This is a genomic window from Streptomyces sp. NPDC006339, assembly GCF_040612775.1.
Classification (GTDB): Bacteria; Actinomycetota; Actinomycetes; order Streptomycetales; family Streptomycetaceae; genus Streptomyces.
Genome location: NZ_JBEXQW010000024.1, coordinates 67,227 through 91,953 on the forward strand (window position 1 = coordinate 67,227; position 24,727 = coordinate 91,953).

Annotated in this window: 25 protein-coding genes; 18 read left to right on the forward strand and 7 right to left on the reverse strand. The window is 72.8% G+C overall.

The features are described 5' to 3' along the window. The first annotated feature begins 77 nt into the window (after window positions 1–77). The 5 genes from ABZ135_RS20605 (at window position 78) to ABZ135_RS20625 (ending at window position 4,593) form a co-directional block, all read left to right on the forward strand. Window positions 78–1,187, forward strand: a complete 1,110-nt coding sequence (locus ABZ135_RS20605) for a PfkB family carbohydrate kinase (RefSeq protein WP_356697652.1) — start codon at window positions 78–80, stop codon at window positions 1,185–1,187. Between the two features lie 158 nt (window positions 1,188–1,345). Continuing rightward, entirely contained in the window at window positions 1,346–2,410 is a 1,065-nt protein-coding gene (locus ABZ135_RS20610; RefSeq protein ID WP_356697653.1) for a PhoH family protein, read from the forward strand. Between the two features lie 12 nt (window positions 2,411–2,422). Next, complete coding sequence (gene ybeY, locus ABZ135_RS20615) at window positions 2,423–2,920, forward strand: rRNA maturation RNase YbeY (protein WP_356697654.1); 498 nt, start codon at window positions 2,423–2,425, stop codon at window positions 2,918–2,920. A 12-nt stretch (window positions 2,921–2,932) separates the two neighbouring features. Then, the gene (locus tag ABZ135_RS20620; RefSeq protein ID WP_356697655.1) at window positions 2,933–4,243 is read left to right on the forward strand and encodes a hemolysin family protein; all 1,311 of its coding nucleotides are present in this window, start codon (window positions 2,933–2,935) and stop codon (window positions 4,241–4,243) included. After that, entirely contained in the window at window positions 4,240–4,593 is a 354-nt protein-coding gene (locus ABZ135_RS20625) for an MmcQ/YjbR family DNA-binding protein (protein WP_356697656.1), read from the forward strand. Before ABZ135_RS20620 ends, ABZ135_RS20625 begins: the two co-directional genes overlap by 4 nt. 1 nt (window position 4,594) lies before the next feature. Here the strand turns inward: ABZ135_RS20625 and ABZ135_RS20630 are convergent, their stop codons facing one another. After that, window positions 4,595–6,082, reverse strand: coding sequence for an MFS transporter (locus tag ABZ135_RS20630; RefSeq protein WP_356697657.1), 1,488 nt, complete (start codon window positions 6,080–6,082; stop codon window positions 4,595–4,597). A 92-nt stretch (window positions 6,083–6,174) separates the two neighbouring features. Here ABZ135_RS20630 and ABZ135_RS20635 point away from each other — a divergent pair, with 92 nt between their 5' ends. The 6 genes from ABZ135_RS20635 to ABZ135_RS20660 all read left to right on the forward strand — a co-directional run bounded on the left by ABZ135_RS20635 (window position 6,175) and on the right by ABZ135_RS20660 (window position 10,990). Next, window positions 6,175–7,062: a helix-turn-helix transcriptional regulator gene (locus tag ABZ135_RS20635; RefSeq protein ID WP_356697658.1), complete on the forward strand. Its 888-nt coding sequence runs from the start codon at window positions 6,175–6,177 to the stop codon at window positions 7,060–7,062. A 209-nt stretch (window positions 7,063–7,271) separates the two neighbouring features. Then, complete coding sequence (locus tag ABZ135_RS20640; RefSeq protein WP_356697659.1) at window positions 7,272–8,012, forward strand: hypothetical protein; 741 nt, start codon at window positions 7,272–7,274, stop codon at window positions 8,010–8,012. 41 nt (window positions 8,013–8,053) lie between these two features. After that, window positions 8,054–8,416 carry a cytidine deaminase gene (locus ABZ135_RS20645; protein WP_356697660.1) on the forward strand — a complete coding sequence of 121 codons (363 nt, stop codon included), beginning with the start codon at window positions 8,054–8,056 and terminating at the stop codon, window positions 8,414–8,416. 6 nt (window positions 8,417–8,422) lie between these two features. Continuing rightward, on the forward strand, window positions 8,423–8,593 hold the full coding sequence (locus tag ABZ135_RS20650; protein WP_356697661.1) for a hypothetical protein: 171 nt from the start codon (window positions 8,423–8,425) through the stop codon (window positions 8,591–8,593). A 30-nt stretch (window positions 8,594–8,623) separates the two neighbouring features. Continuing rightward, a complete protein-coding gene (gene era, locus ABZ135_RS20655; RefSeq protein ID WP_356697662.1) occupies window positions 8,624–9,574 on the forward strand; it encodes a GTPase Era in 951 nt (316 codons plus the stop codon). 60 nt (window positions 9,575–9,634) lie between these two features. Further along, entirely contained in the window at window positions 9,635–10,990 is a 1,356-nt protein-coding gene (locus tag ABZ135_RS20660) for a TerD family protein (RefSeq protein ID WP_356697663.1), read from the forward strand. 62 nt (window positions 10,991–11,052) lie between these two features. Here ABZ135_RS20660 and ABZ135_RS20665 read toward each other — a convergent pair whose 3' ends face one another. Together ABZ135_RS20665 and ABZ135_RS20670 are read right to left on the reverse strand one after the other, a co-directional pair. Continuing rightward, complete coding sequence (locus ABZ135_RS20665) at window positions 11,053–11,325, reverse strand: protealysin inhibitor emfourin (RefSeq protein ID WP_356697664.1); 273 nt, start codon at window positions 11,323–11,325, stop codon at window positions 11,053–11,055. A gap of 27 nt (window positions 11,326–11,352) precedes the next feature. Then, a complete protein-coding gene (locus ABZ135_RS20670; RefSeq protein ID WP_356697665.1) occupies window positions 11,353–12,417 on the reverse strand; it encodes a M4 family metallopeptidase in 1,065 nt (354 codons plus the stop codon). A 294-nt stretch (window positions 12,418–12,711) separates the two neighbouring features. Here ABZ135_RS20670 and leuA point away from each other — a divergent pair, with 294 nt between their 5' ends. The 3 genes from leuA (at window position 12,712) to ABZ135_RS20685 (ending at window position 16,871) form a co-directional block, all read left to right on the forward strand. Next, window positions 12,712–14,475 carry a 2-isopropylmalate synthase gene (gene leuA / locus ABZ135_RS20675; protein ID WP_356697666.1) on the forward strand — a complete coding sequence of 588 codons (1,764 nt, stop codon included), beginning with the start codon at window positions 12,712–12,714 and terminating at the stop codon, window positions 14,473–14,475. A gap of 218 nt (window positions 14,476–14,693) precedes the next feature. Next, window positions 14,694–16,019, forward strand: a complete 1,326-nt coding sequence (locus tag ABZ135_RS20680) for a choice-of-anchor A family protein (protein WP_356697667.1) — start codon at window positions 14,694–14,696, stop codon at window positions 16,017–16,019. 156 nt (window positions 16,020–16,175) lie between these two features. Then, on the forward strand, window positions 16,176–16,871 hold the full coding sequence (locus ABZ135_RS20685) for a TerB family tellurite resistance protein (protein ID WP_356697668.1): 696 nt from the start codon (window positions 16,176–16,178) through the stop codon (window positions 16,869–16,871). A 139-nt stretch (window positions 16,872–17,010) separates the two neighbouring features. Here ABZ135_RS20685 and ABZ135_RS20690 read toward each other — a convergent pair whose 3' ends face one another. The 3 genes from ABZ135_RS20690 to ABZ135_RS20700 all read right to left on the reverse strand — a co-directional run bounded on the left by ABZ135_RS20690 (window position 17,011) and on the right by ABZ135_RS20700 (window position 20,849). Next, window positions 17,011–18,408 carry a LuxR family transcriptional regulator gene (locus ABZ135_RS20690; protein ID WP_356697669.1) on the reverse strand — a complete coding sequence of 466 codons (1,398 nt, stop codon included), beginning with the start codon at window positions 18,406–18,408 and terminating at the stop codon, window positions 17,011–17,013. 105 nt (window positions 18,409–18,513) lie between these two features. Beyond that, window positions 18,514–19,887, reverse strand: coding sequence for an FAD-dependent oxidoreductase (locus tag ABZ135_RS20695; RefSeq protein ID WP_356697670.1), 1,374 nt, complete (start codon window positions 19,885–19,887; stop codon window positions 18,514–18,516). Window positions 19,888–20,027: 140 nt separating this feature from the next. Further along, window positions 20,028–20,849: a hypothetical protein gene (locus ABZ135_RS20700; protein WP_356697671.1), complete on the reverse strand. Its 822-nt coding sequence runs from the start codon at window positions 20,847–20,849 to the stop codon at window positions 20,028–20,030. 92 nt (window positions 20,850–20,941) lie between these two features. Here ABZ135_RS20700 and ABZ135_RS20705 point away from each other — a divergent pair, with 92 nt between their 5' ends. Genes ABZ135_RS20705 through ABZ135_RS20720 form a run of 4 tightly spaced genes read left to right on the forward strand, consistent with a single transcriptional unit; the run spans window position 20,942 to window position 24,130 of the window. Then, a complete protein-coding gene (locus ABZ135_RS20705; protein ID WP_356697672.1) occupies window positions 20,942–21,688 on the forward strand; it encodes a VanZ family protein in 747 nt (248 codons plus the stop codon). Between the two features lie 9 nt (window positions 21,689–21,697). Further along, complete coding sequence (locus ABZ135_RS20710) at window positions 21,698–22,363, forward strand: response regulator transcription factor (protein ID WP_356697673.1); 666 nt, start codon at window positions 21,698–21,700, stop codon at window positions 22,361–22,363. Next, window positions 22,356–23,456: a HAMP domain-containing sensor histidine kinase gene (locus ABZ135_RS20715; RefSeq protein WP_356697674.1), complete on the forward strand. Its 1,101-nt coding sequence runs from the start codon at window positions 22,356–22,358 to the stop codon at window positions 23,454–23,456. Before ABZ135_RS20710 ends, ABZ135_RS20715 begins: the two co-directional genes overlap by 8 nt. After that, window positions 23,453–24,130, forward strand: a complete 678-nt coding sequence (locus ABZ135_RS20720) for a methyltransferase domain-containing protein (protein WP_356697675.1) — start codon at window positions 23,453–23,455, stop codon at window positions 24,128–24,130. Before ABZ135_RS20715 ends, ABZ135_RS20720 begins: the two co-directional genes overlap by 4 nt. Here the strand turns inward: ABZ135_RS20720 and ABZ135_RS20725 are convergent. Then, on the reverse strand, window positions 24,096–24,653 hold the full coding sequence (locus tag ABZ135_RS20725) for a GNAT family N-acetyltransferase (protein WP_356697676.1): 558 nt from the start codon (window positions 24,651–24,653) through the stop codon (window positions 24,096–24,098). The two genes, ABZ135_RS20720 and ABZ135_RS20725, sit on opposite strands and share 35 nt — an antisense overlap. Between the last annotated feature and the right edge of the window lie 74 nt (window positions 24,654–24,727).

Here is a 24,727-nt window from a genome sequence, read left to right on the forward strand (position 1 = left end):
ATTCGCTGCGCCGGACCCGTCACCCCGGCCCCTTCCGGCACACTGTCGACATCAGCACCACGACCGGGGAGCCTGCCGTGACCGACCGCGACACCGACCTCGCCGACGTCGACCCGCTGCTGCGCCTGCGCGAGCCCACCGACCCCGACTGCGACGTCTTCCTCACCGGCACGGTCTTCCTCGACATCATCTTCACCGGCCTCGACAGCGCCCCCGTGCGCGGCACCGAGTCCTGGGCGCGCGGCATGGGATCCAGCCCCGGCGGCGTCGCCAACATGGCCACCGCCCTCGCCCGGCTCGGCCTGCGCACCTCCCTCGCCGCCGCGTTCGGCGACGACCACTACGGCGAATACTGCTGGGACGCCCTGGAACAGGGCGAAGGCATCGACCTCGCGCTCTCCCGCACCGTCCCCGGCTGGCACTCGCCCGTCACCGTCTCCATGGCGTACGAGGGCGAGCGGACCATGGTCTCCCACGGCCACGCCGCCCCACCCGTCGACGGCGCCCCGCCCGCCTACCCGCCGCGCGCCCGCGCCGCCGTCGCCTCCCTCGTGCCCGGCCGCAGCGAGGAGTGGGTGGCCCGGGCCGCCCGGGGCGGCGCCAAGGTCTTCGCCGACGTCGGCTGGGACGACACCGGACGCTGGGACCTGGCCGGTCTGACCGACCTCGAGCACTGCGAGGCGTTCCTGCCCAACGCGGCCGAGGCGATGCGCTACACCCGCACCGACTGCCCGCGCGCCGCCGCCCACGCCCTGGCCGACAAGGTCCGCTACGCCGTCGTCACCCTCGGGTCCGAGGGCGCCTACGCCGTGGACGGCGCCACCGGCGAGACGGCCGAGGTCCCCGCCATCCAGGTCTCCGCGCTCGACCCCACCGGCGCCGGCGACGTCTTCGTGGCCGGCTTCGTCACCGGCACCCTGGCCGACTGGCCGCTCGCCGACCGGCTCGCCTTCGCCGGCCTGACCGCCGCCCTGTCCGTGCAGGAGTTCGGCGGCTCCCTCTCCGCGCCCACCTGGGGCGAGATCGCCGCCTGGTGGCAGCACGTCCAGGGCCACGAGTGCCAGGACCCGGCGGCCCTGCGCGCCCGCTACGCCTTCCTGGAAGGGTTGCTCCCCGGCCAGGACCGCCCCTGGCCGCTGCGCCGCGCGGTCCCCACCATCGGCTTCCGCCCCGCCCCCGCCCCGTAGAAGCCCCCGGCCCGCGAAAGGCCACGGCCCGCAAAAGGCCCGCGCCCCGTAAAAGGCTTCTGGGTTGTCCGACGCGAGTCGTAGGCTTGGTACCCGAGAGGTTGTCGAGCAGCGAGAACCCTGCGACAGGAGGTATGCGCAGGCCATAGTGCCGGCCCATGACTCAGACACCCACATCCCACGCCCCCGCGCCGGGGCAGGCACGCGCACAGTTCACCGTCCCCGCGAAGCACCCGATGGTGACGATGCTGGGGTCCGGCGACTCCCTGCTGCGCGTGATCGAGAAGGCGTTCCCGGCGACGGACATCCACGTGCGGGGAAACGAGATCAGCGCGATCGGTGACGCGAGGGAAGTCGCACTCATCCAGCGCCTGTTCGACGAGATGATGCTGGTGCTCCGCACCGGACAGCCGATGACGGAGGACGCCGTGGAACGATCGATCGCCATGCTGCGGGAGGAGACCGGAGACCCGGCGGTCGAGACGCCCTCCGAGGTGCTCACGCAGAACATCCTCTCCAGCCGCGGTCGCACCATCCGCCCCAAGACGCTCAACCAGAAGCGCTATGTCGACGCCATCGACAAGCACACGATCGTCTTCGGCATCGGCCCCGCCGGCACCGGCAAGACGTATCTGGCCATGGCCAAGGCGGTCCAGGCCCTGCAGTCCAAGCAGGTCACCCGGATCATCCTGACCCGGCCGGCCGTCGAGGCCGGCGAGCGCCTCGGCTTCCTGCCCGGCACGCTCTACGAGAAGATCGACCCCTATCTGCGACCGCTCTACGACGCGCTGCACGACATGCTCGACCCCGACTCGATCCCCAAGCTGATGGCGAACGGGACGATCGAGGTCGCGCCGCTGGCGTACATGCGAGGCCGGACGCTCAACGACGCGTTCATCATCCTCGACGAGGCGCAGAACACGAACCCCGAGCAGATGAAGATGTTCCTCACCCGCCTCGGCTTCGACTCGAAGATCGTCATCACCGGTGACATCACCCAGGTCGACCTCCCCGGCGGCACGAAGAGCGGTCTGCGGCAGGTCCGGGACATCCTCGAAGGGGTCCCCGACGTGCACTTCTCGGCGCTCACGTCGCAGGATGTCGTACGGCACAAGCTCGTCGGCCGTATCGTCGACGCGTACGAGCAGTACGACAGCCGCAACGGCGACCGCGAGGGCGGCGGCCGGGACGGCGGCCGTCACGAACGCCGCAACGGGAAGTAGAAGCAGCAGCACATGTCGATCGACGTCAACAACGAGTCCGGAACCGAGGTCGACGAGCAGGCGATCCTCGACATCGCCCGCTACGCGCTCGCGCGCATGCGCATCCACCCGCTCTCCGAGCTCTCGGTGATCGTCGTGGACGCCGAGGCGATGGAGCAGCTCCACATCCAGTGGATGGACCTGCCGGGCCCGACGGACGTCATGTCCTTCCCGATGGACGAGCTGCGCCCGCCGTCGAAGGACGACGAGGAGCCCCCGCAGGGGCTCCTCGGCGACATCGTGCTCTGCCCCGAGGTCGCCAAGAAGCAGGGCGAGGACGCCCCGACGCAGCACTCCATGGACGAGGAGCTCCAGCTCCTGACCGTCCACGGCGTGCTGCACCTGCTCGGCTACGACCACGAGGAGCCGGACGAGAAGGCCGAGATGTTCGGCCTCCAGGCCGCCATCGTGGACGGCTGGCGTGCGGAGAAGGGCCTGACCGGCCCGTCGCCCGCGCCGACCGTCTCCTGACCCCCGCCGGTCATGAGCGCACAACTGATCATGGGCGCGGTCGCCCTCGTCATCGTCGCCTGGCTCGCCGCCTGCGCCGAGGCCGGCCTGGCCCGCGTCTCCAGCTTCCGCGCCGCCGAGGCCCTGCGGTCCGGGCGGCGCGGCGCCGAGAAGCTGGTCCAGGTCGCCTCCGACCCCACCCGCTACCTCAACGTGGCGCTGCTCGTCCGCGTCGCCTGCGAGATGGCGGCCGGCGTGCTCGTCACCTACGCCTGCCTGGAGGAGTTCCCGGAGACCTGGGAGGCGCTGCTCGTCGCGATCGCCGTCATGGTGCTCGTCTCCTACGTCGCCGTCGGCGTCTCGCCGCGCACCATCGGCCGCCAGCACCCGGTGAACACGGCGACCGCCGCCGCGTACGTGCTGCTGCCGCTGGCCCGGATCATGGGCCCGGTCCCGCAGCTCCTCATCCTCATCGGCAACGCGCTCACCCCCGGCAAGGGCTTCCGCAAGGGCCCCTTCGCCTCCGAGGCCGAGCTCCGCGCCATGGTCGACCTCGCCGAGCAGGAGTCGCTGATCGAGGACGAGGAACGCCGGATGGTGCACTCGGTCTTCGAGCTCGGCGACACCCTGGTGCGCGAGGTGATGGTGCCGCGCACCGACCTCGTCTGCATCGAGCGCTACAAGACCGTCCGCCAGGCCCTGACCCTCGCGCTGCGCTCCGGCTTCTCGCGCATCCCGGTGACCGGGGAGAACGAGGACGACATCGTCGGCATCGTGTATCTGAAGGACCTGGTCCGCAAGACGCACATCAACCGGGAGGCCGAGGCGGACCTGGTGTCCACGGCGATGCGCCCGGCGGCCTTCGTGCCCGACACCAAGAACGCCGGCGACCTGCTGCGCGAGATGCAGCAGGAGCGCAACCACGTCGCCGTCGTCATCGACGAGTACGGCGGCACGGCCGGGATCGTCACCATCGAGGACATCCTGGAGGAGATCGTCGGCGAGATCACCGACGAGTACGACCGGGAGCTGCCGCCCGTCGAGGAGCTCGGCGAGGGCCGCTACCGGGTCACCGCCCGCCTCGACATCGGCGACCTCGGCGAGCTGTACGGCTTCGGCCCCGACGAGTACGACGACGAGGACGTGGAGACCGTCGGCGGACTGCTCGCCAAGGCCCTCGGCCGGGTGCCGATCGCCGGTGCGAACACGGTCGTGGAGCTGCCCGACGGGCGGCGGCTGCGGCTGACCGCCGAATCACCGGCCGGCCGCCGGAACAAGATCGTCACCGTGCTCGTCGAACCGGTCGAGAAGACCGGCGAGGGGGAGGGGACGGCCGAGCGATGACGCCCGACCAGTTGCGCGCGTTCTGCCTGGAGTTCGACGACGCGAGCGAGGAGTTCCCGTTCGGCCCGGACGTCTCGGTCTTCAAGGTCGCCGGGAAGATGTTCGCGCTGTCCTGGCTGGACGCCGAGCCGCTGCGGGTCAACCTCAAGTGCGACCCGGAGGAGGCCGTACGGCTCCGCGAGGAGTACCCGGCGATCGCCCCCGGCTACCACATGAACAAGCGGCACTGGAACACCGTCACCGTGGCGGAGCTCCCGGACCGGACGGTCCGGGAGCTCGTCGAGGACTCGTACGACCTGGTCGTCGCCGGCCTGCCGAAGGCGGTACGGCTCCGCCTCGACCGGCCGTAGCTCACTTCCCGCGCCGCAGCCCCAGGGCGAGCAGCACCGCCGCCGCCAGCACGATGGCCGCGTCCAGGGCGAGGACCGTGCGCACGCCCCCGTACAGGCTGTCGCCCGTGGTGGCGAGCACGCCGAGCATCGGGATGCCGACGGTGAGACCGACCTGCTGGGTCGTGGTGACCAGACCGGTCGCCAGGCCCTGCTCCCCGTCGGGGACGCCGGAGGTGACGGTCACGCCGTACGCGATGATCGCGCCCAGGTGGCACATGGAGGCCAGCGAGACGGCGACGCCGGCGAGGATCGCGCCCGACCCGGTGCCGATGCCGAGGAGCGCGGCGGTCAGCAGGCCCTGACCGGCCAGGCCGAGGACCAGGGTTCGGCGGGCGCCCAGGCGGCCGATGACCTTCGGCGCGACCGTGCCGGCGAAGACCGACACGACGCCCTGCACCCCGAAGACGAGACCGGTGGCGAAGGGCGACAGCCCCAGCGTCTCCTGGAGGTAGAGGGTCAGGACGAAGATCACCGTCGACATCATCGAGAAGGTGACCAGACCGCCCAGGTTGCCGAAGGCCACCGTGCGCCGCCTGAGCATCGGCAGCGACACCAGCGGGGCGGCGCTGCGGGACTCCACGACGCCGAAGGCCACCAGGAGCAGTACGCCCACGACCAGCGAGACCCGCACGTCCGTGCCGCCGAAGCCGCGCTCGGCCGCCGTGGACAGGGCGTAGATCAGCGAGAGCAGACCGCCGGTGACGGTCACCGCTCCCGGCACGTCGAGCCGGGGCCGGTCGGGAGTGCGCGACTCGGGCAGCAGGCCGGGCGCCAGCGGCAGCACGATCAGCGTGAACAGGGCCAGCAGGCCCATGGTGGAGCGCCAGCCGAGGGTGTCCGTCATGACCCCGCCGAGGACCATGCCGACGGTGAAGCCGAGCGACAGCAGGGTGCCGGAGATGCCCAGCGCCCGGTCGCGCTGCGGGCCCTCGGGAAACGTGGTGGTCAGCAGGGACATGCCGGTCGGGACGATCATCGCCGCGCCGAGGCCCTGCACGGCGCGCCCGGCGAGGAAGGAGGCCGGGTCCCAGGCGAAGGTGGCGAGCAGGGAGGCGGCGCCGAAGAGCGCGAGGCCGAGCAGGAACAGCTTCTTGCGCCCGTACAGGTCGCCGATCCGGCCGGACAGCAGCAGGAATCCGCCGGACGGCAGGGCGAAGGCGGTGACCGCCCACTGGAGGGCGGCGGGGCTCATCCCGAGGTCGGCGCCGAGGACCGGCAGGGCCACGTTCAGGACCGAGAAGTCCAGGGCCACCATGAACTGCGCGGCGCACAGGACGAGCAGGATGAGCCGGGCGCGGCCGGTGATCGCCGACGAGGCGGGATCCGGTACGGGGCCGGATGCGCGATCCGGTACGGGGGCGGGCGCGGGATCCGGTACGGGGGCGGGCGCGGGATCCGGTACGAGCGAGGTGTCGGGGCCGGTCGGGGGAGGGGTCGTCGTTGCCATGGTCACGACTCTCCCGGCGCGGGAATGCCCCTGGGGAGCGGGAACTTATCCTGTTGGTCGCACCACCAGGCATCCAGGGGGAGGAAGCGCACGTGGCCACGGCAGTGGGCAGCACGGACAGGAAGGCGCACCGGCGGGCCGAGCTCCGCGAGTTCCTGATGAGCCGCCGGGCCCGGGTGACGCCCGCCGAGGCCGGACTGCCGGACGGCGGCGCCCGCCGCCGCACGCCGGGCCTGCGCCGCGAGGAGGTCGCCGTCCTCGCCGGGGTCGGCGTGTCCTGGTACCAGTGGCTGGAGCAGGGACGGGACATCACCGTCTCCCCGCACGTGATCGACGCGGTGGCGCGGGTGCTGCGGCTCAGCCCGGCGGAGCGGCGCCATCTGTACGTCCTCGCGGGGCTCAACCCGCCCGCGCCGGAGGTCGATCCGGAGTCCGCGGACATGTGCCAGGGGCTGCGGCGGCTCATCGAGGCGTGGATGCCGTTCCCTGCGCACGTCATGGACGCCTACTGGAACACGGTCATGTACAACGACGCGGCGTCCTTCGTCCTCGGCATGCGGCCGGAGATCGTGCAGAACTGCCTGATCGCGTTCTTCACCGACCCCCTCTACCGCTCCCGGGCGGGCGGCTGGGAGGAGCTGGCGCCCAAGATCGTCGCCCAGTTCCGGGCCGCGTGCTCGGAGCGCCCCGACGACGACGGGTTCCGGGTCGTGGCCGAGGAGGCGAAGGCGGCCAGCGCCGAGTTCACGGAGCTGTGGGAGCGGCGGGACGTCATGCCGGGCGGCCAGATCCGCAAGGTCCTCGACCACCCGCTGGTCGGCCCGCTCCACCTGGAGTCCACCCAACTCCGCATCCCCGCCCGCCCCGACCTGGCGATCGTGCTCCACACCCCGCTGCCGGAGGCCGACACGGCGGCGAAGCTGGAGTGGCTGGCGTCGCCGGAGGGGCGGCGCGGGGCGATGTACCCGCTGGCGGGCTGAGCGGACTCCCGCGCGGCGGGCGGCCCCGGGCCGGAGGCGGTGTCGGTGCCGCCGGGGCCGCGACGCTCGCCCGTTGCCGAGCGGACCCGTCCGAGGGGCCCACGGCACGGGGTTGTCACCGGCGGCGGCTATTCTCCTCGCCGTCCGGTCACGCCGCTTTGGCGGACCGGCGTTCCGCTCATCTCCTTACCCTCAAGAGGCACCTCCCCATGCGCACTCGCATACGCCACGGTCTCGCCGCCGCCCTCGCCGTCTCCGCGCTCTCGCTGACCGCCGCCTGCGGTGGCGGTGACGCGGACGGCAAGAAGGACGGCGCCGACAAGCCGTCCGCCGGTCAGACCTCCGCCGGTCAGACCTCCGCCGCGCCCACGTCCGCGGCGCCGGCCGGGCCGCTGACCGCCGCTCAGATGAAGGCCGGCGCGCTGGAGGCGAAGGACCTGCCGTCGGGCTGGAAGGCCGGCAAGGCCGAGGACGGCCCGGTCGTCGGCAAGGCCGACAATCCCGCGTGCGAGCCGATCGTGGGTCTGCTCGCGAACAAGGTCCCCGGTGCGACGATCGGTGCGGACGTCCACTTCGAGCGGAGCAAGACGACCACGCTCAACCAGCAGATCATGACCTTCCCGGGCACGGGCGCCGCGGACTTCGTCAAGGCGGTGGCCGCCGCCGTGGACACCTGCACCGGGTTCGAGGCCGAGGCGGAGGACATGAAGATGAAGGCCACGGTCAAGAAGCTCACCGCCCCGCAGGGCGCCGAGCAGGTGACGGCGTTCCGGCTGACGCTGAGCATCCCCGACTACGGCTACAAGACCGAGTTGAACCTGCTGGTCGCCGGCCAGGGCGGCGCTGTGACCCGGCTGGGCCACGACCCGGCCGACGCCGCCGGGCACAAGGACTTCGACGCCCTCGCCAAGCTCGCCGCCGACAAGTTCGTCAAGGCCGCCCAGGGCTGAGCCCCGGCCCCGTCCGTACCGCCCCGCCCTATCCTCGGATCATGACACTCAACCGCGAGCACGACGACCTCGGCGCCGAGGACCTCAAGATCATCACGCTGGCGCGCAGCGCCCGCGCCCGCAACGGGGTGGCGGAGGGCGCGGCGGTACGGGACGAGACCGGGCGGACGTATGTCGCCGGGACCGTCGCCCTGGAGTCGCTGAAGCTGAGCGCGCTCCAGACGGCGGTCGCCATGGCCGTGGCCAGCGGTGCCCAGTCGCTGGAGGCCGCGGCCGTCGTCTCCACCGCCGAGGCCGCGTCCGACGCGGACCGCGCGGCGGTACGGGACCTGGGCGGGCCGGAGACCCCGGTGCTGCTCGCCGGTCCCGACGGAAAGCTGCGGGTGGCGGTCACGGCGGGCTGAGCCCGCGTGACGAACCGGCAGGGGCCCGGCGCGGACGACACGCGCCGGGCCCTTCGCGTCCGGGCCCTTGCCGAGCGGATGGCGCGGGGCGGCGGCGCGGTCGCCCTCGGCGTGCGGCGGGCCGACGCCCTCCGGATCCGCCGCCGTCGGGCGGCCGGGACGGCACTGGGTACGTGAGGCGGGCGCTCATCGGCGACAATGGCCCCCATGAGCGTTCGCACCCCAGACACCGATGAGAACACCGCCCCCCACCGGGCGGGCTTCGCCTGCTTCGTCGGGCGCCCCAACGCGGGCAAGTCCACCCTCACGAACGCTCTCGTCGGGCAGAAGGTGGCGATCACCTCCAACCGGCCGCAGACCACCCGGCACACCGTCCGCGGCATCGTGCACCGGCCGGACGCCCAGCTCATCCTGGTCGACACCCCCGGCCTGCACAAACCGCGCACCCTGCTCGGCGAGCGCCTCAACGACATCGTGCGCACCACCTGGGCCGAGGTCGACGTCATCGGCTTCTGCCTGCCCGCCGACCAGAAGCTCGGCCCCGGCGACCGCTTCATCGCCAAGGAGCTCGCCGAGATCCGCAAGACGCCCAAGGTCGCCATCGTCACCAAGACCGACCTGGTCGACTCCAAGACCCTCGCCGAGCAGTTGATCGCCATCGATCAGCTCGGCCGGGAGCTCGGCATCGAGTGGGCCGAGATCGTCCCGGTCTCCGCCGTCGGCGACAAGCAGGTCCAGCTCGTCGCCGATCTCCTCGTCCCGCTCCTGCCGGAGTCCCCGCCGCTCTACCCCGAGGGCGACCTCACCGACGAGCCCGAGATGGTCATGGTCGCCGAGCTGATCCGCGAGGCCGCGCTCGAAGGCGTACGGGACGAGCTGCCGCACTCCATCGCGGTGGTCGTGGAGGAGATGCTGCCCCGCGAGAACCGCCCCGCGGACCGGCCGCTGCTCGACATCCACGCCAACGTCTACATCGAGCGCCCCAGCCAGAAGGGCATCATCATCGGCCCCAAGGGCAGCCGCCTGAAGGAGGTCGGCATGAAGTCCCGCAAGCACATCGAGGCCCTGCTCGGCACCCCGGTCTTCCTCGACCTCCACGTGAAGGTCGCGAAGGACTGGCAGCGCGACCCCAAGCAGTTGAGGAAGCTCGGCTTCTAGTGGAAGCCCGGCTTCTGGCGGAGGCTGGGCTTCCGCGCGCCCGCGTGCCAGCATGACGCGGTGACGCGGATCATCAAGGGGGAGAACCTGCCGGTCCCCGGACAGGTGTGGCGGGTCGCGGTCGTCCGCCGGGACGCCGGTGACGGCGTGCCGGAGGTCGACGCCTCGGCGCTGCTGCTCGACGCCACGGGCAGGGTCAGGGGCGACGGCGACCTGGTCTTCTACAACCAGCTCACCCACGCCTCCGGCGCCGTCCGCCACATCGGGCAGGTGCGGGACGAGGAGCGGCGCGTCGCCGACTGGCTGGAGATCGACACCGCGCGCGTGGAGCCCGCCGTCCAGCGGATCGTGATCACCGCCTCCTGCGACGAGGGGACGTTCGGCCAGGTGCCGGGCCTGTACGTACGCACGATCAGCGCCGCTACGGGGGAGCCGCTGGCGCTGTACGAGGTCGAGGACGCGACGACGGAGACGGCGTTCGTCCTCGGCGAGTTCTACCGGCGGGACGGCGCGTGGAAGTTCCGCGCCGTGGGCCAGGGGTACGACTCCGGGCTCGCCGGCCTCGCCGGGGACTTCGGCGTCGAGGGCAGGGACCCGGACGGGCCCGCCGAGGCGGACGCCCCGCCCGCGGCGCCCGCCGCCCCGCCCGCCGTCCCGCCCGCGGCCCCGGCGACCGGCCCCGAGCCCCTTCCCGCCGATGCCGTGGCCAAAGTCCCCGCCCCGGACTCCGGGGCGCCCGCGCCGGCCGTGCCGATGCCGGCCCGGCCTCAGGGAAACGCGGTGCGGGTCGGGCCCCCGTCGCCCGCCGCGCTCTTCGGGGAGGACTTCCCGGAGTTCGTCCGCGAGGGCACGGGCAGTACCGATCTCACCGTCGACGTGCCCCTCCCGCCCGGCTTCCTCCTGGTCGACTGCGAGCGGGGAGGCGACGGCTACTTCTCCGTGCACACCCTCCACGAAGACGGCGCGACCGGCACCCTGCTCGCGAACACGACCCTGGTGGACTTCCAGGGCCGAGCGCTGCTCCGGTACGACGGCCGCCGCCCGCTGCGCCTGCGCGTCAACGCGGTGAGCCGCCCGTGGACGATCGCGGTCCGCCCGGTCGGCGCCGTGGCCGAGCTCGGCGACCGCGCCGAGGGACGGGGCGCCGACGTGCTGCTCTACACGGGGCCGGCCGCCGAGCTCGTCGCCCGGCTGCGCCCCGAGGACCGGCACGCCCTCTTCCAGGTGCGGGGCTACGAGCCGGGCGAACGCGACGACCACCTGCTGGCCAACGAGGCGAGCAGACGCCCGAGGTCCTCGCGCCCGCTGCCGGCGGGCCCCCTCCTCGTGGCGGTCGGAAGCGCCGACGGGGACTGGACCCTGGAGGTCCGGCCCGCGAGGCGGAACGACTCCGGACGCTTCTGGCGCCGCCGGTAGTTCCGCCCTCCGCGCTTCCTTCGGACGCCTTCCTTCGGGCGCCTTCCTTCGGGCGCCTCCCTTCAGGCGCCTTCCTTCAGAACCCTCGCGATCAGGGCCCGCTGGGCCTGCGTGAGGTGGGGGTCGCGGCAGTGGACCGTCCAGCCGTCGACCGTGATCGCGTACGAGAAGCCGTCCGGGACGCCCCGGGCGGCTTCCTCGTCGACCGGGGGCTCCGCGAGGACCGCCGCGGCCAGCGTCTGCCAGTCGCCCGCGTCGGCGAGGCCCTCGGTGTCCACCTCCGCCGACCGCTCGATGCCCGCGAAACCGCCCGTGCGCCGCACTGAAATCCGCATGGGCCCTGTGTACCAGGAGGCCGCGGGTCAGGAGGTCGGTACGCCGACGACCGACCATGCCTTCAGGACCGCCTCCACCTCGTCGCCGCCGTCGCCGAACAGCCTCTTCGCCGAGGCCACCGTCGCCCGCGCGAACTCCGAGAACCGGGTCTCCTCGGTCAGTGTGCCGCCGGTCATCACGTCGTACCAGATCCGTCCCGCCCGCTCCCAGGCCGAGCCGCCGAGCTCGGTGGCGAGGACGTAGAAGGCGTGGTTGGGGATGCCCGAGTTGATGTGCACCCCGCCGTTGTCGGAGCTGGTGCGGACGTAGTCGTCCATGGTGGCCGGCTGCGGGTCCTTGCCGAGGACGTCGTCGTCGTACGCGGTGCCCGGGGCCTTCATGGACCGCAGCGCCGTGCCCTTGTCCACGGCCGGCCCGAGCAGCCCGGCCCCGATGAGCCAGTCCGCCTGGTCGGCGGTCTGCCCGAGCGCGTACTGCTTCACCAGCGAGCCGAAGACGTCGGACACGGACTCGTTGAGCGCGCCCGACTGGCCGTAGTAGGCGAGGTTCGCCGTGTGCTGGGTGAAGCCGTGCGCCAGCTCGTGGCCGATGACGTCGACGGGGAGGGTGAAGTCGAGGAAGAGCTCGCCGTCGCCGTCGCCGAACACCATCTGCTCGCCGTTCCAGAAGGCGTTGGCGTACTTCTCGTCGTAGTGGACCGTCGCGAGGAGCGGCATCCCGGCGCCGTCGATCGAGCGGTGGCCGTAGACCTTCAGGAAGAGGTCGAAGGTGGCGCCGAGCCCGGTGTAGGCGCGGTTGACGGTGGCGTCCTGGCCCGCCGGGTCGCCCTCCCCGCGGACCTTCACGCCCGGCAGCTCGGTGCGGTTGCGGGCGTCGTACACCGTCCGTCGCGGGCTGTCGGAGCCCTCGCCGGACGGGGCCGCGCCGGACGGGGCCGCGGGCGCGGCGGCGGCCCGGGCGGTGCGCTGGACCTCGTCGATCGCGAGGGTGCGCCGGGCGGCCTCGGCGTAGGCGGGGTTGTCGGACCGGGCCAGCCGCTCCAGGACGTGCGGCGGGACGATGGAGCAGAAGACAGGCGTGTGGGGAGTCATTCCTGCAATGTGGCACTGCGTGGTCTTTCTGTCACGAGCAGCGACGAGGATTGCCGAAATGGAGTGATGGGTCACGTTTACTCCTTGACGCGAGAGCCGTCCCGCATACTGAAACGGACGTCCGCCTCCGCCGGTCCTGGGCTATGGTGACGCACATCATGCGTTTCGGGCTGCTTCTCCTTAGCTGCCGCGGCGAGGGCCTGTAGTCGTAGGCCGACCCCCTCCCCGCGGGTTTCGGTGTTGCGTTCGACAGTCGGCCGTCCCTCCCGCAGGACCCCCGAGGAGCCCTACGCAATGTCCCAGTCCACGTTTGCCGGTCGCCCCACGCCTCTGACCAACGCGACGCACCTGCAGAAGCCGTCCGGGATGCCCGTCCACAAGTACGGGCAGTACGAGGCCGTCGACATCCCCGATCGCACCTGGCCCGACCGGCGCATCACCAAGGCGCCGCGCTGGCTGTCCACCGACCTGCGCGACGGCAACCAGGCCCTGATCGACCCGATGAGCCCGGCCCGCAAGCGCGAGATGTTCGACCTGCTGGTCCGCATGGGCTACAAGGAGATCGAGGTCGGCTTCCCGTCCTCCGGCGAGACCGACTTCGCCTTCGTCCGCTCGATCATCGAAGAGGGCGCGATCCCGGACGACGTCACCATCTCCGTACTGACCCAGGCCCGCGAGGACCTGATCGAGCGGACCGTGGAGTCCCTGGTCGGCGCCAAGCGCGCCACCGTGCACCTGTACAACGCGACCGCGCCCACCTTCCGCCGGGTCGTCTTCCGCGGCTCGAAGGACGACATCAAGCAGATCGCGGTCGACGGCACCCGTCTGGTGATGGAGTACGCCGAGAAGCTGCTGGGCCCGGAGACGATCTTCGGCTACCAGTACAGCCCGGAGATCTTCACCGACACCGAGCTGGACTTCGCCCTGGAGGTCTGCGAGGCGGTCTGCGACGTCTGGCAGCCCGGCCCGGGCCGCGAGATCATCCTCAACCTGCCCGCCACCGTGGAGCGTTCGACGCCGTCCACGCACGCGGACCGCTTCGAGTGGATGTCCCGCCACCTGACCCGCCGCGAGTACGTCTGCCTGTCCGTCCACCCGCACAACGACCGCGGTACGGCCGTGGCGGCGGCCGAGCTGGCGATCATGGCCGGCGCCGACCGCATCGAGGGCTGCCTGTTCGGCCAGGGCGAGCGCACCGGCAACGTCGACCTGGTGACCCTGGGCATGAACCTGTTCAGCCAGGGCGTGGACCCGCAGATCGACTTCTCGCAGATCGACGAGATCCGCCGGACCTCCGAGTACTGCAACCAGATGGAGGTCCACCCGCGCCACCCCTACGCGGGCGACCTGGTCTACACCGCCTTCTCCGGCTCCCACCAGGACGCCATCAAGAAGGGCTTCGACGCCATGGAGGCGGACGCCGCCGCCCAGGGCAAGACCGTCGACGACATCGAGTGGGCCGTCCCGTACCTGCCGATCGACCCGAAGGACGTCGGCCGCTCCTACGAGGCCGTCATCCGGGTCAACTCGCAGTCCGGCAAGGGCGGCATCGCGTACGTCCTGAAGAACGACCACAAGCTGGACCTGCCGCGCCGCATGCAGATCGAGTTCTCCAGGATCATCCAGGCCAAGACCGACGCCGAGGGCGGCGAGGTCACGCCGAAGGAGATCTGGTCCGTCTTCCAGGACGAGTACCTGCCCAACCCGGAGAACCCGTGGGGCCGCATCCAACTGCGCTCCGGCCAGTCGACCTCCGACACGGACGGCACCGACACGCTGAAGGTCGAGGCGGTCGTCGACGGCGTGGAGACGGTCCTGACCGGCTCCGGCAACGGTCCGATCTCCGCCTTCTTCGCCGCCCTGCAGGCGATCGGCGTGGACGCCCGCCTGCTGGACTACCAGGAGCACACCATGAGCGAGGGGGCCTCCGCGCAGGCCGCCTCCTATATCGAGTGCGCCATCGACGGCAAGGTCCTGTGGGGCATCGGCATCGACGCCAACACCACCCGCGCCTCGCTGAAGGCGGTCGTCTCGGCGGTCAACCGCTCCGCGCGCTGATCTCTTCGCCGACGCTGCCCCGCATCCCTTCCCGGGGGTGCGGGGCGGTCGCTTTTCGTGACCTGCGTCACGGTTTCAGGTTCACTTAAGGAAGATCATGGCGACATGCCGGAATCGGTGTCATATCAGGTGAGTTGACGGCACATCAGGCCGTGGCGGAAGGTCGGCTCGTCCCCCTCCGGACACCCTCCCCTTCGCCCTCCCGACCTGGAGCTCGCATGCGCACGTCCGCTGCCGTGGCCGCCGTCCTCGCGGTGACCGGTGCCGCCCTCACCTGGGCCCCCGCCGCCTCCGCCGCACCCGGCCGGGACGGCACGGAATGCGTGACGCAGCCGCTCGGCACGGCCGGCCGCTACGCCGAGTTCGTCGAGAAGGACTCGACCCGCTTCTCCGACTCCGAGGGCGCCGTCGCGGTCGGCGGCGACGCCTTCTTCGGCGACGCCGGGACCCGTCAGGGCTTCTCCATCGGCCACAAGCTCACCCCCGCCGACCTCGCCGCGCTCCCCGGAGGCCACAGCCTCGTCGTCGGCGGCACCCTGCACGCCCACCAGGTCGTGCTCACCAAGGGTTCCGGCGTCTACGGCGCGCTCGACGACCGCTCCGCGAAGGGCGCCGGCTTCGCCGTCGACGGCCCGCACCGCAAGGGCGCCTCCCCGACCTCCCCGATCGACTTCGGCAAGGAGTTCGCGGGCCTGCGCGCCCTGTCCGCCGCCTGGGCGCGCGTCGAGCCGAACGGCACGGTCGCCGCCGACCCTACCGGCCAGGGCCTCTTCCTCACCGGCACGGACCAGCGGCTCAACGTCTTCGCCGTGAGCGCCGCCGACCTGGAGAAGGCCGGCGCGATCTCCGTCAAGGTCCCGGCCGGCTCCTCGACCCTCGTGAACGTCCTCGGCACCTCGTACGACATGCACAGCCGGCCGACCTACGGCGTCTGGCTGTGGGACCAGACCAAGGGCGCCTTCGTCCAGGACGACTACGCCGCCGGGAGCGACGCCTTCAAGAGCGTCCGCTCCAAGCTGCTGTGGAACTTCCCCCAGGCCGAGAGCGTGCGGAAGAACTACACCTCCTGGCCCGGCACCCTCTTCGCGCCGAACGCCACCGTCCGGATGGGCGGCGGGAACGTCGGCCCCGGTCACGTCAACGGCTCCGTGATCGCCGAGGAGCTGATCACCGTGCCCGGCGCCGAGACCCACCAGATGAACTTCACCGGCTGCCTGCCGAAGGGGACGGAGCCGGGCCCGGTCGTCACCCCGGAGAAGCCGAAGCCGACCGACGTCCCGGTCCCCACCCCGACCCCGACCGCCACGGCCACGCCGACCGCGACCTCGACCGCTTCGGCCACTCCCGCCTCACCGGCCACGACGGCCCCCGGCCCCGAGCAGTCCACCTCGCCCGCCGCCCCCGCGCCGTCGTCCACTCCGGAGGGTGATCTCGCCCGGACCGGTTCGGCCTTCGGACCTGCCGCGATGGGCGTCGCCGGCGCGGCCGTCCTCGTCGGCGGCGGCTTCCTGGCCTTCGCGAAGCTGCGGAAGCGGGCTTCCTGAGGCCCCGGAGGGACCCGGCGGAGGCCCGGCGGCGGTCCGTCGGGTCTCGGCCATCTCCGTGGAGTTCTGCTGACGAGGTGCTGACGCCACATCATCGATGTGGCTAACATCACGCCAACGCCGGCAGTGTTGCCGGACCGTCGAGGGAGGTGCGGCGTGCGGTCAGCGCGGAAGTCACGGGACCGGAGCAGGGTTCTCTGCGGAATCGGCACCTCGTGGAACACGGTCGGCGACGGCGAGTTCTTCTGCGCCGAGTGCGGCGGCGACCGCAACTACCGGCGCCGCACAGGCCGCCGCCGGTTCACCCTCCTGGGCGTGCCGCTGATGCCGCGCGGCGAGGCGGGCCCCGTCATCGAGTGCGCCGCCTGCCACACCCACTTCGGTACGGACGTGCTGACCCACCCGACGACGAGCCGGTTCTCCGGGATGCTGCGGGACGCCGTGCACACCGTCGCGCTCGCCGTCCTCGCGGCGGGCGGCACCTCCTCCCGTACCGCCGTGGACACCGCCGTCGCCGGAGTGCGGGCGGCCGGTTACGCCGACTGCACGGCGCTCCAGCTCGTCGAACTGGTCGAGGCGCTCGCCGCCGACACCGGGCGCTTCCTGCCGGACGTCAGTAGCGGGGGAGCGGCCCTGGCCATCGAACTCCACGAGGCGCTCGAACCGCTCTCCCCGCACCTCGCCGCCGCCGGCCGCGAATCGATCCTGCTCCAGGGCGCGCGGATCGCCCTGGCCGACGGACCGTACATCCCGGCCGAACGCGAGGTGCTCGGCACGGTCGGCAACGCGCTGGCCCTCCGCGCGGACGACACGGAGCGGCTGCTCGCCACGGCGCGTACGACGTTGTTGTAGGGCTGGGGGGCGGAGCTCGGGGCCTGGCGGCCTGGGGCCGGGGTGAGGGCCGTCGGGGCTGATGCGCGCTGCCGCACGGCGCGGCGCGGGGCCCGCGGCGGACCGGGCCGGTCGCGTGGACGGCGAGGGGCCCGGCGGCTTACGGCTCCGGTGGCGCCCCCAGGCGTGTGAGCGCCGCACGCGCGGCAGCCCGTTCGCGCCGGGCCGTGTCCGTGTCACCCGCCGCCTGCGCCGCCCGGGCGAGCAGCACCCGCACGCGCGCCGTCTCGTACGGCGCCCGTAGCTCACGCCACAGGGCGAGTGCCCGCCGCAGGGGGTTGTGCGCCGGCTCGCCCCGGGTGAGGGCGAGCGCCCCGCGTGCGCCAGAGGCCAGGGCGGTGAGCAGCGGCAGGTCGTCCGGGGTGGCGAGCCGCTCCAGTTCGGACACGGCCTCGGCGGCGGCGCCGGTCTGGCCGAGGGCGAGGGTCACCTCGGTGAGCGCGACGAGCAGCCGGGCCCGGCCGGCCAGGTCGTGGCGCGGGTCACTCTGGCAGTCCAGGGCGAGGCGCAGTCCGGCGCGCGCCGCGTCCGCGCGCCCCTGCGCGAGCCGCAGCAGCGCGAGCCCCGGCTGAGGGACCCGGCCCAGGTCGTGGGCGTGGGCGTACGCGCGGGCCGCCTCCGCCAGGTGCCCGCGCCGCCGCTGGAGCTCCCCGACGGTGTACGCGGCGGCGGCCGCCGCGTCGAGGGAGTCGGCGGAGATGTCGTGGAGCACCCCGCGCGCCTGGTCCTCGGCGCGCTCCCACGCGCCGAGCAGGTCGAGCACCTCGGCGTGCCGGATCCGGCACACCGCGCGGAACGGGTTGCGGGCCTGGGACGGGGCCGCGCACCAGGCCGTCGCCGCGTCCGCCCAGCGCGCCGCGCGGGCCGGGTCGCCGGCGGCGGCGACCCGGGTCAGGGCGAGGGAGTACAACCAGCCGGTGAACAGGGGGCTCAGCTCGCCCGCGGTCACCGCGCGCATCGCGTCGTCGAGGAGGGCGAGGCCCTCGGCGCGGCGGCCCTGGGCGATCAGTACGGAGGACTCCGTCTGCCGGCTCAGGGCGAGGAGGTCGGGGCTGCCGGACCGGACGGCGAGCCGGGTCATCCGGCGGGCGGCGGCGAGGGCCGCGGCCGGGGCGTGGTGCTCCTCGGCCTCCGCCACGTCCGTCAGGGCCAGGAAGCACTGCTCGGGGCAGTCGGGCAGGCCCTCCAGGTGGTGCCGGGCCCGGTGCGTCCAGCCCGCCGCGGCGACGGGACGGCCGAGCCGCCGGTACGTGAAGGCGAGCCACCAGGCACTGAGCCCCGCGCCGCGCGGGTCACCCTCCGCCACGTACGCGGCATGCGCCCGCAGCCGCGCCCCGACGGACTCCTCGATCCGCCCCGCCCACCAGGCCGCCTCCGCGAGGGCGGCCAGATCGGCGCCCCGCAGCGCCCCGGTGGGATGCCGGTCCGCCTCGTGCAGCAGCGCGTACGCGCCCACGGCGTCCCGCCCCCGCTCCCCGACGGACCCGACCACGCCCATCGCCGCTCACTTCCCTTCCCGGCCCTCCCAGAATAGGGCGGGCCGGGGGACCGGGCAGGGCGGCGACGGAGGGGCGGGTCCGGCCGTTCAGGCGGTTCAGGCGGTTCAGCCCAGGTCGACGCCGCTCGCGCGGAGCATGTCCTCGCGCTCGACGATCTTCACGCGCTCGCGGCCCTGGGGCTCGCCGAGGGCCTTCTCGGCGGCGTCGAGCTTGTACCAGCCCTCCCAGGTCGTGTACGTGATGCCCTTGCCCTCCAAGAAGGACACGACCGCGTCCTCCTGCGGGGACTCGGGGGTGAGCAGGCGGCCGTTGGCGTGGTCGTCCAGGAGGTTGGCCACGGTCTCGTTGGCGTCGCCCTTGGTGTGGCCGATGAGGCCGACGGGGCCGCGGCGGATCCAGCCGGTGACGTAGGTGGAGGGCATGGGGGCGCCGCCCTCCTCGATCACGCGGCCGCCCTCGTCCGGGACGGTGCCGGTGACGGTGTCCCAGGGCAGCTTGGGCAGCTCGTCGGAGAGGTAGCCGACGGCGCGGTAGACGGCCTGGACGTCCCAGTCGGTGGTCTCGCCGGTGCCCGTGACGTTGCCGGTGCCGTCCAGTCGCGTGCGCTCGGTGCGCAGGCCGACGACCTTGCCGTCCTCGCCGAGGATCTCGACGGGCGACTCGAAGAAGTGCAGGAAGAGCTTGTGCGGGCGGTCGCCGATGTCGCGGATCGCCCAGTTCTCCAGGGTCTTGGCGACCATGTCGGTCTGCTTGTTCTTGCGCCGCTCGGCGATCGAGCCCTCGTCGTAGTCGATGTCCTCGGGGTTGACGATGACCTCGATGTTCGGGGAGTGGTCCAGCTCGCGCAGCTCCATGGGGCTGAACTTCGCCTGGGCCGGGCCGCGGCGCCCGAACACGTGGATCTCCACGGCCTTGTTGGCCTTCAGGCCCTCGTAGACGTTCGGCGGGATCTCGGTCGGCAGCAGCTCGTCGGCGGTCTTGGCGAGGATGCGGGCGATGTCGAGGGCCACGTTGCCGACGCCGAGGACGGCGACCTTCTCGGCCGACAGGTCCCAGTCGCGCGGGACGTCCGGGTGACCGTCGTACCAGGAGGCGAAGTCCGCCGCGCCGAGGGAGCCTTCGAGCTCGACGCCGGGGATGCGCAGCTCGCGGTCGAACATGGCGCCGGTGGAGAAGACCACCGCGTCGTAGAAGGAGCGCAGGTCGTCGAGGTGGATGTCGGTGCCGTAGTCGACGTTGCCGAACAGGCGGACCTGCGGCTTGTCGAGGACCTGGTGGAGGGCGGTGATGATGCCCTTGATGCGCGGGTGGTCCGGCGCGACGCCGTAGCGGATGAGGCCGAACGGCGCCGGCATCCGCTCGAAGAGGTCGATGGACACGCCCGGTTCGGCGGCGGCCTCGGACTTCAGCAGCGCATCAGCGGCGTAGATCCCGGCGGGGCCGGCGCCGACGATCGCGACCCGGAGGGGGCGGGGCATGACGGGGTTCCCTTCGCAAGCGACGCGGCGGCGAGGATCGCCGCCACTTAGGTCACCCTAATTAACCCGTCGAGCGGGCCGGTACCCGCCCCCGGTCTATGGCCTCATAAGGCAGGCTTATGGGATCTCAAACCAGAGCTCTAGGATCCGTCGCCGGTGAGACCGCCGGTCATCAGGCCGTCGGCCGTCAGGAGGGCCAGGAGCGCCACGCCGGCCAGCCCGATGAAGAGGAGGACGGTGCCCATCGTGAGGTTGAAGCGCCGCAGCAACGGGTGCTTCGGCGCGTGGACGTCCCCCGGGTCCTCGGGGTCGTAGGCCACCTCGAGGTACAACCGGTGGCCCTCCCCGGACACGGCGCGGGTGACGCCGTCGCCGTCGACGTAGAGATACACCGTCGGCGCGTCGGACGGCTTGGCGAAGGTCTTGACGCCGTGCTTCCACAGGCGCCGCCCGCGGAGCCAGGTCGCCACCTCGTACACGCCGAAGCCGAGCGCCGCGGTCGTGATCAGGCCGAGCGGCACGATGCCGATGGCGTGCCCGGCGCTTCCGGCGACCGCGCAGGCCACGCACAGCGCCACCACCACCGCGAGGCAGCCGATCAGGAACCGCTTGAACCGGCGCGTGAACCTCTCGCGCGCCACCGTCCTGAGGGTGTGCACGACGACGAGGGCCTTGCCGTCGATCTCCTCGGCCGGTTCGAGCGTCAGGGCGTTCACGCCCTTGGCGAAGGCGGCGGCGGCGTCCTCGGCCACGTCCTCGATCCGGTGCACGACCGGTGTCGCCCCGGCCGGTGCCCGCAGCTCGATGACCAGCGTGCTCCCCTCGGCCCGCGTACCGGCGATCGCCTCGCCGGGGATCGTGAGCTCCTCACGGGGCCGTTCCAGGATCAGACCTCGGCTGACGGCGCTCACGACGACGCCGCCACGGCCCCGGAGCACGGGTATGGACGCGATGATCGACATGGAGGGGATCGTAGGGGGCGGAGGACGGTGTATCGCGGGTGTACCGAAAATCGGATACGCCCCTGCAACCGGCCGTGGTCTTCGCTAGGGGTATGAACCACGACCTCTCTCCGCCGGCACCGCCCCGCCGCGCCCGCCGGATCGTGCTCCTCGGCCTGGTGGTCTCGGCGCTGGCCGGTGTCCTGTTCGTGCTGCGGCGGCCGTTGATGATGTCCGCCCCGGCCTGCATGGCCGGGCAGTGGGACCGCTGTCTGGGCACCTTCAACGGGGTGGTGCTCATGACGCTGGTGACGCTGCCCCTGGCCGTACTGGTGGCGGCCGCCCTGGCGTACCGGCGGCGTGCCGCCGGGGGCTCCGGGGCCTGGCGGAGATCGCTGGCCGAGGTCGGCATGGTCCACGGGACCGTGCCGTTCCTGTGGCTGATCCTGATGCCGGGCGCCGGCGCCGGTGTCGTGCCCGGCCGGGTGAGTCTCATACCGCTGCGGGACCTGGTCACGATGGGCTCGCTCGGGATCGCCGGCAATCTGCTGGTCTTCGCCTCGCTGGGGTTCTTCGGCCCGATACGGTTCGCCGCCCTGGCGTCCGTGCCGCGGATCCTGGCGCTCGGGGCGGGCTGCTCGGTCCTGGTCGAGACCGCGCAGTACGTCCTGCGGCTCGACCGGGTCTCCTCCGTGGACGACGTCCTGGTCAACGCCACCGGCGCCGTGCTGGCCGGGCTGGCGTCGCGCCGCTGGTGGCGCACCAGGACCGACGCGCCGCCGGACCCGCCCCGGCCCGGGCACACCCGCCCCGATGCGCCCGCGCCGTCGCATACGTCCGCGATAGGCGGCCATGCCTAGGCTGCGGGCATGCGCGTACTGATCGTGGAGGACGAGCCCTATCTGGCCGAAGCCGTCCGTGACGGCCTCCGCCTGGAGGCGATCGCCGCCGACATCGCCGGCGACGGTGACACCGCCCTGGAACTGCTCAGCGTCCACTCCTACGACCTCGCGGTCCTCGACCGTGACATCCCCGGCCCCTCGGGCGACGAGGTCGCCCGGCGCATCGTCGCCTCCGGCAGCGGCATCCCGATCCTCATGCTCACCGCCGCCGACCGGATCGACGACAAGGCGTCCGGCTTCGAGCTCGGTGCCGACGACTACCTCACCAAGCCGTTCGAGCTGCGGGAGCTCGTCCTGCGGCTGCGGGCCCTCGACCGCAGACGCGCCTACGCGCGGCCCCCGGTCCGCGAGATCGCGGGCCTGCGCGTCGACCCCTTCCGCCGGGAGGTCTTCCGTGACGGACGCTATGTCGCGCTCACCCGCAAGCAGTTCGCCGTGCTCGAAGTGCTCGTCGCCGCCGAAGGCGGGGTCGTCAGCTCCGAAGAGCTGCTCGAACGGGCCTGGGACGAGCACGCCGACCCCTTCACCAACGCCGTCCGCATCACCGTCTCCGCCCTGCGCAAGCGGCTCGGCGAGCCGTGGATCATCGCCACGGTCCCGGGCGTCGGCTACCGCATCGACGCCCATGCGTAGGAGAGCGGGGCTCAGCGTCCGGCTGAAGCTCACCCTCAGCTACGCCGGGTTCCTCGCCGTCGCCGGAGCCCTGCTGCTCGCCGTCGTCTGGGGCTTCCTGCTGCGTTACGTCCCCGACAACTCGCAGGGCCTGCTCGGGATCGCGCCCAACCGCTATCTCCTCGTGCGCACGTTCGCGCCCGCCGCGGCCCTGGCGATGCTCTTCCTGCTCGTCTTCGGCCTCGTCGGAGGCTGGATCCTGGCCGGACGGATGCTCGCACCGCTCACCCGGATCACGGCCGCGGCCCGGCTCGCCGGGATGGGGTCGCTGTCGCACCGGATCCGGATGGACGGCCGCCGGGACGAGTTCCGTGAACTCGCCGACGCCTTCGACACCATGCTCGGCGAGCTCGAGTCGCACGTCGCCGAGCAGCAGCGGTTCGCCGCGAACGCCTCCCACGAACTGCGCACCCCGCTCGCCATCTCGCAGACGCTGCTCGATGTCGCCCGCAAGGACCCCACCCGGGACCGCGACGAGCTCCTCGCCCGCCTCCAGGCCGTCAACGCCCGCGCGATCGACCTCACCGAGGCGCTCCTGCTGCTCAGCCGCAGGGACCGAGGGACCCTCGGCCGCGCGCGCGTCGACCTCTCCCTCGTGGCCGAGGAGGCCGCCGAAACCCTGCTGCCCCTCGCCGAACAGCGCGGGATCACCCTGGACGTCACCGGCGGAGCGACCTGGACCGTCGGCTCCGAGGAGCTCCTGCTGCGCATGGTGACGAACCTCGTCCAGAACGCCGTCGTCCACAACCTCCCCACCGGCGGCACCGTGACCGTCCACACCGAGACGCAGGGCGGCACGAGCGTGCTGCGGGTCGAGAACTCGGGCCCTCCGCTTCCGCCGGACCTGGTGCCGACCCTCGTCGAACCCTTCCAGCGCGGCACGGAACGCGCGCGCACCGACGAGCACGCCGGCGTCGGCCTCGGCCTGGCCATCGTGCACAGGATCGTCCGCGCCCACGACGGCACCCTCGACCTCGCCCCCCGCCCCGAAGGCGGCCTCCTCGTCACCGTCCTTCTGCGCGCCACGGCACGGCCTCTGGAGTCGGGCCGATGACCGACACCTCTCACCTGCGGGCGGTGCGAAGCTCGTACGACACCGTCGCCGACGCCTACGCGCACACCGTGCCCGCACCGGACCGCCTCGACCCGCTCTCCCGGAGGCTGCTGGACGCGTTCGCCGAGACCGTCGGGGACGGTCCCGTCGCCGACGTGGGGTGCGGCCCGGGAAAGGTGACCGCGTACCTCGCGCGGGCCGGGGTGGACGCCTTCGGCGTCGACCTGTCACCCCGGATGGCCGCTCTCGCCCGCCGCGCGCACCCGGAACTCGCCTTCGCCGTCGGGTCGATGACCGCCCTGCCCGTCGCCGACGCCGCCCTCGCCGGCATCCTCGCGTACTACTCGACCCACCACACGCCCCCGGAGCTCCTGCCCACCGTCTACGCCGAGTTCCGCCGCGCCCTCGCGCCCGGCGGGCGGCTCATGATCGCCGGCCATGTCGGCGAGGACGGCGGGGAGGGCGAGCGCCGTCACCACACCGAGGCGTACGGCGGGCTCCCCGTGTCGTACGACTCCCACTTCCTGCCCCCGGGCCGGATCCTCCGACTCCTGGAAGAGGCCGGTTTCGTCGTGACGGCCCGCCTCACGCAGGAGCCGGCGCCGGGACAGCGGCGGCGGTACGGGACGTTCCTCGCAGTCAGCCCCGGACCGCTGCCAGGCCGGCCCGGGTGAGCCGCCAGACCCGGAACTCGCCCTCGGCGTCCCGCAGCCGCCCCTGCTCGGTGAAGCCGAGGCGGGCGGCGACGGCGGCGCTGCGCTCGTTGGCCGGCTCGTGCACGACGAGCACCTGCTCGACGCCCGGCAGCCGGAAGGCCGTCTCGGCCAGGGCCCGCGCGGCGCGGGCCGCCACGCCCCGGCCGGTCGCGGCCGGGTGGAGCCAGTAGCCGATCTCGTACGCGTCGCCCGGCGTGTCCTCACGCCGGTGGAGCTGGCACGCGCCGGACATGGCCCCGTCGAGCACGATCGCGTACGAGAACTCCTGGCCGGCCTCCCACAGTTCCACGCGCCGCGCGAGGAAGGCCAGGGTGCCGGCCGGACTGTGGTCGTGGGCCCACGCCATCCACGGCCGCAGATGGTCGAGCGACTCGTCGATGACCCGGTGCAGCTCGGGGAGGTCCGCCTCGCCGTCGAAGCGACGGAGGGTGAGACGGTCGTCGATCTCGATCACCTGAGGGGGCCGCGGCGCAGAATCCATGGGGCAGGATCACCACAGGCCGGTCCCCGCGGCAAGCGAATTGCCTTTGCGGAGGCGCCGAGCCGCCGTGTGGG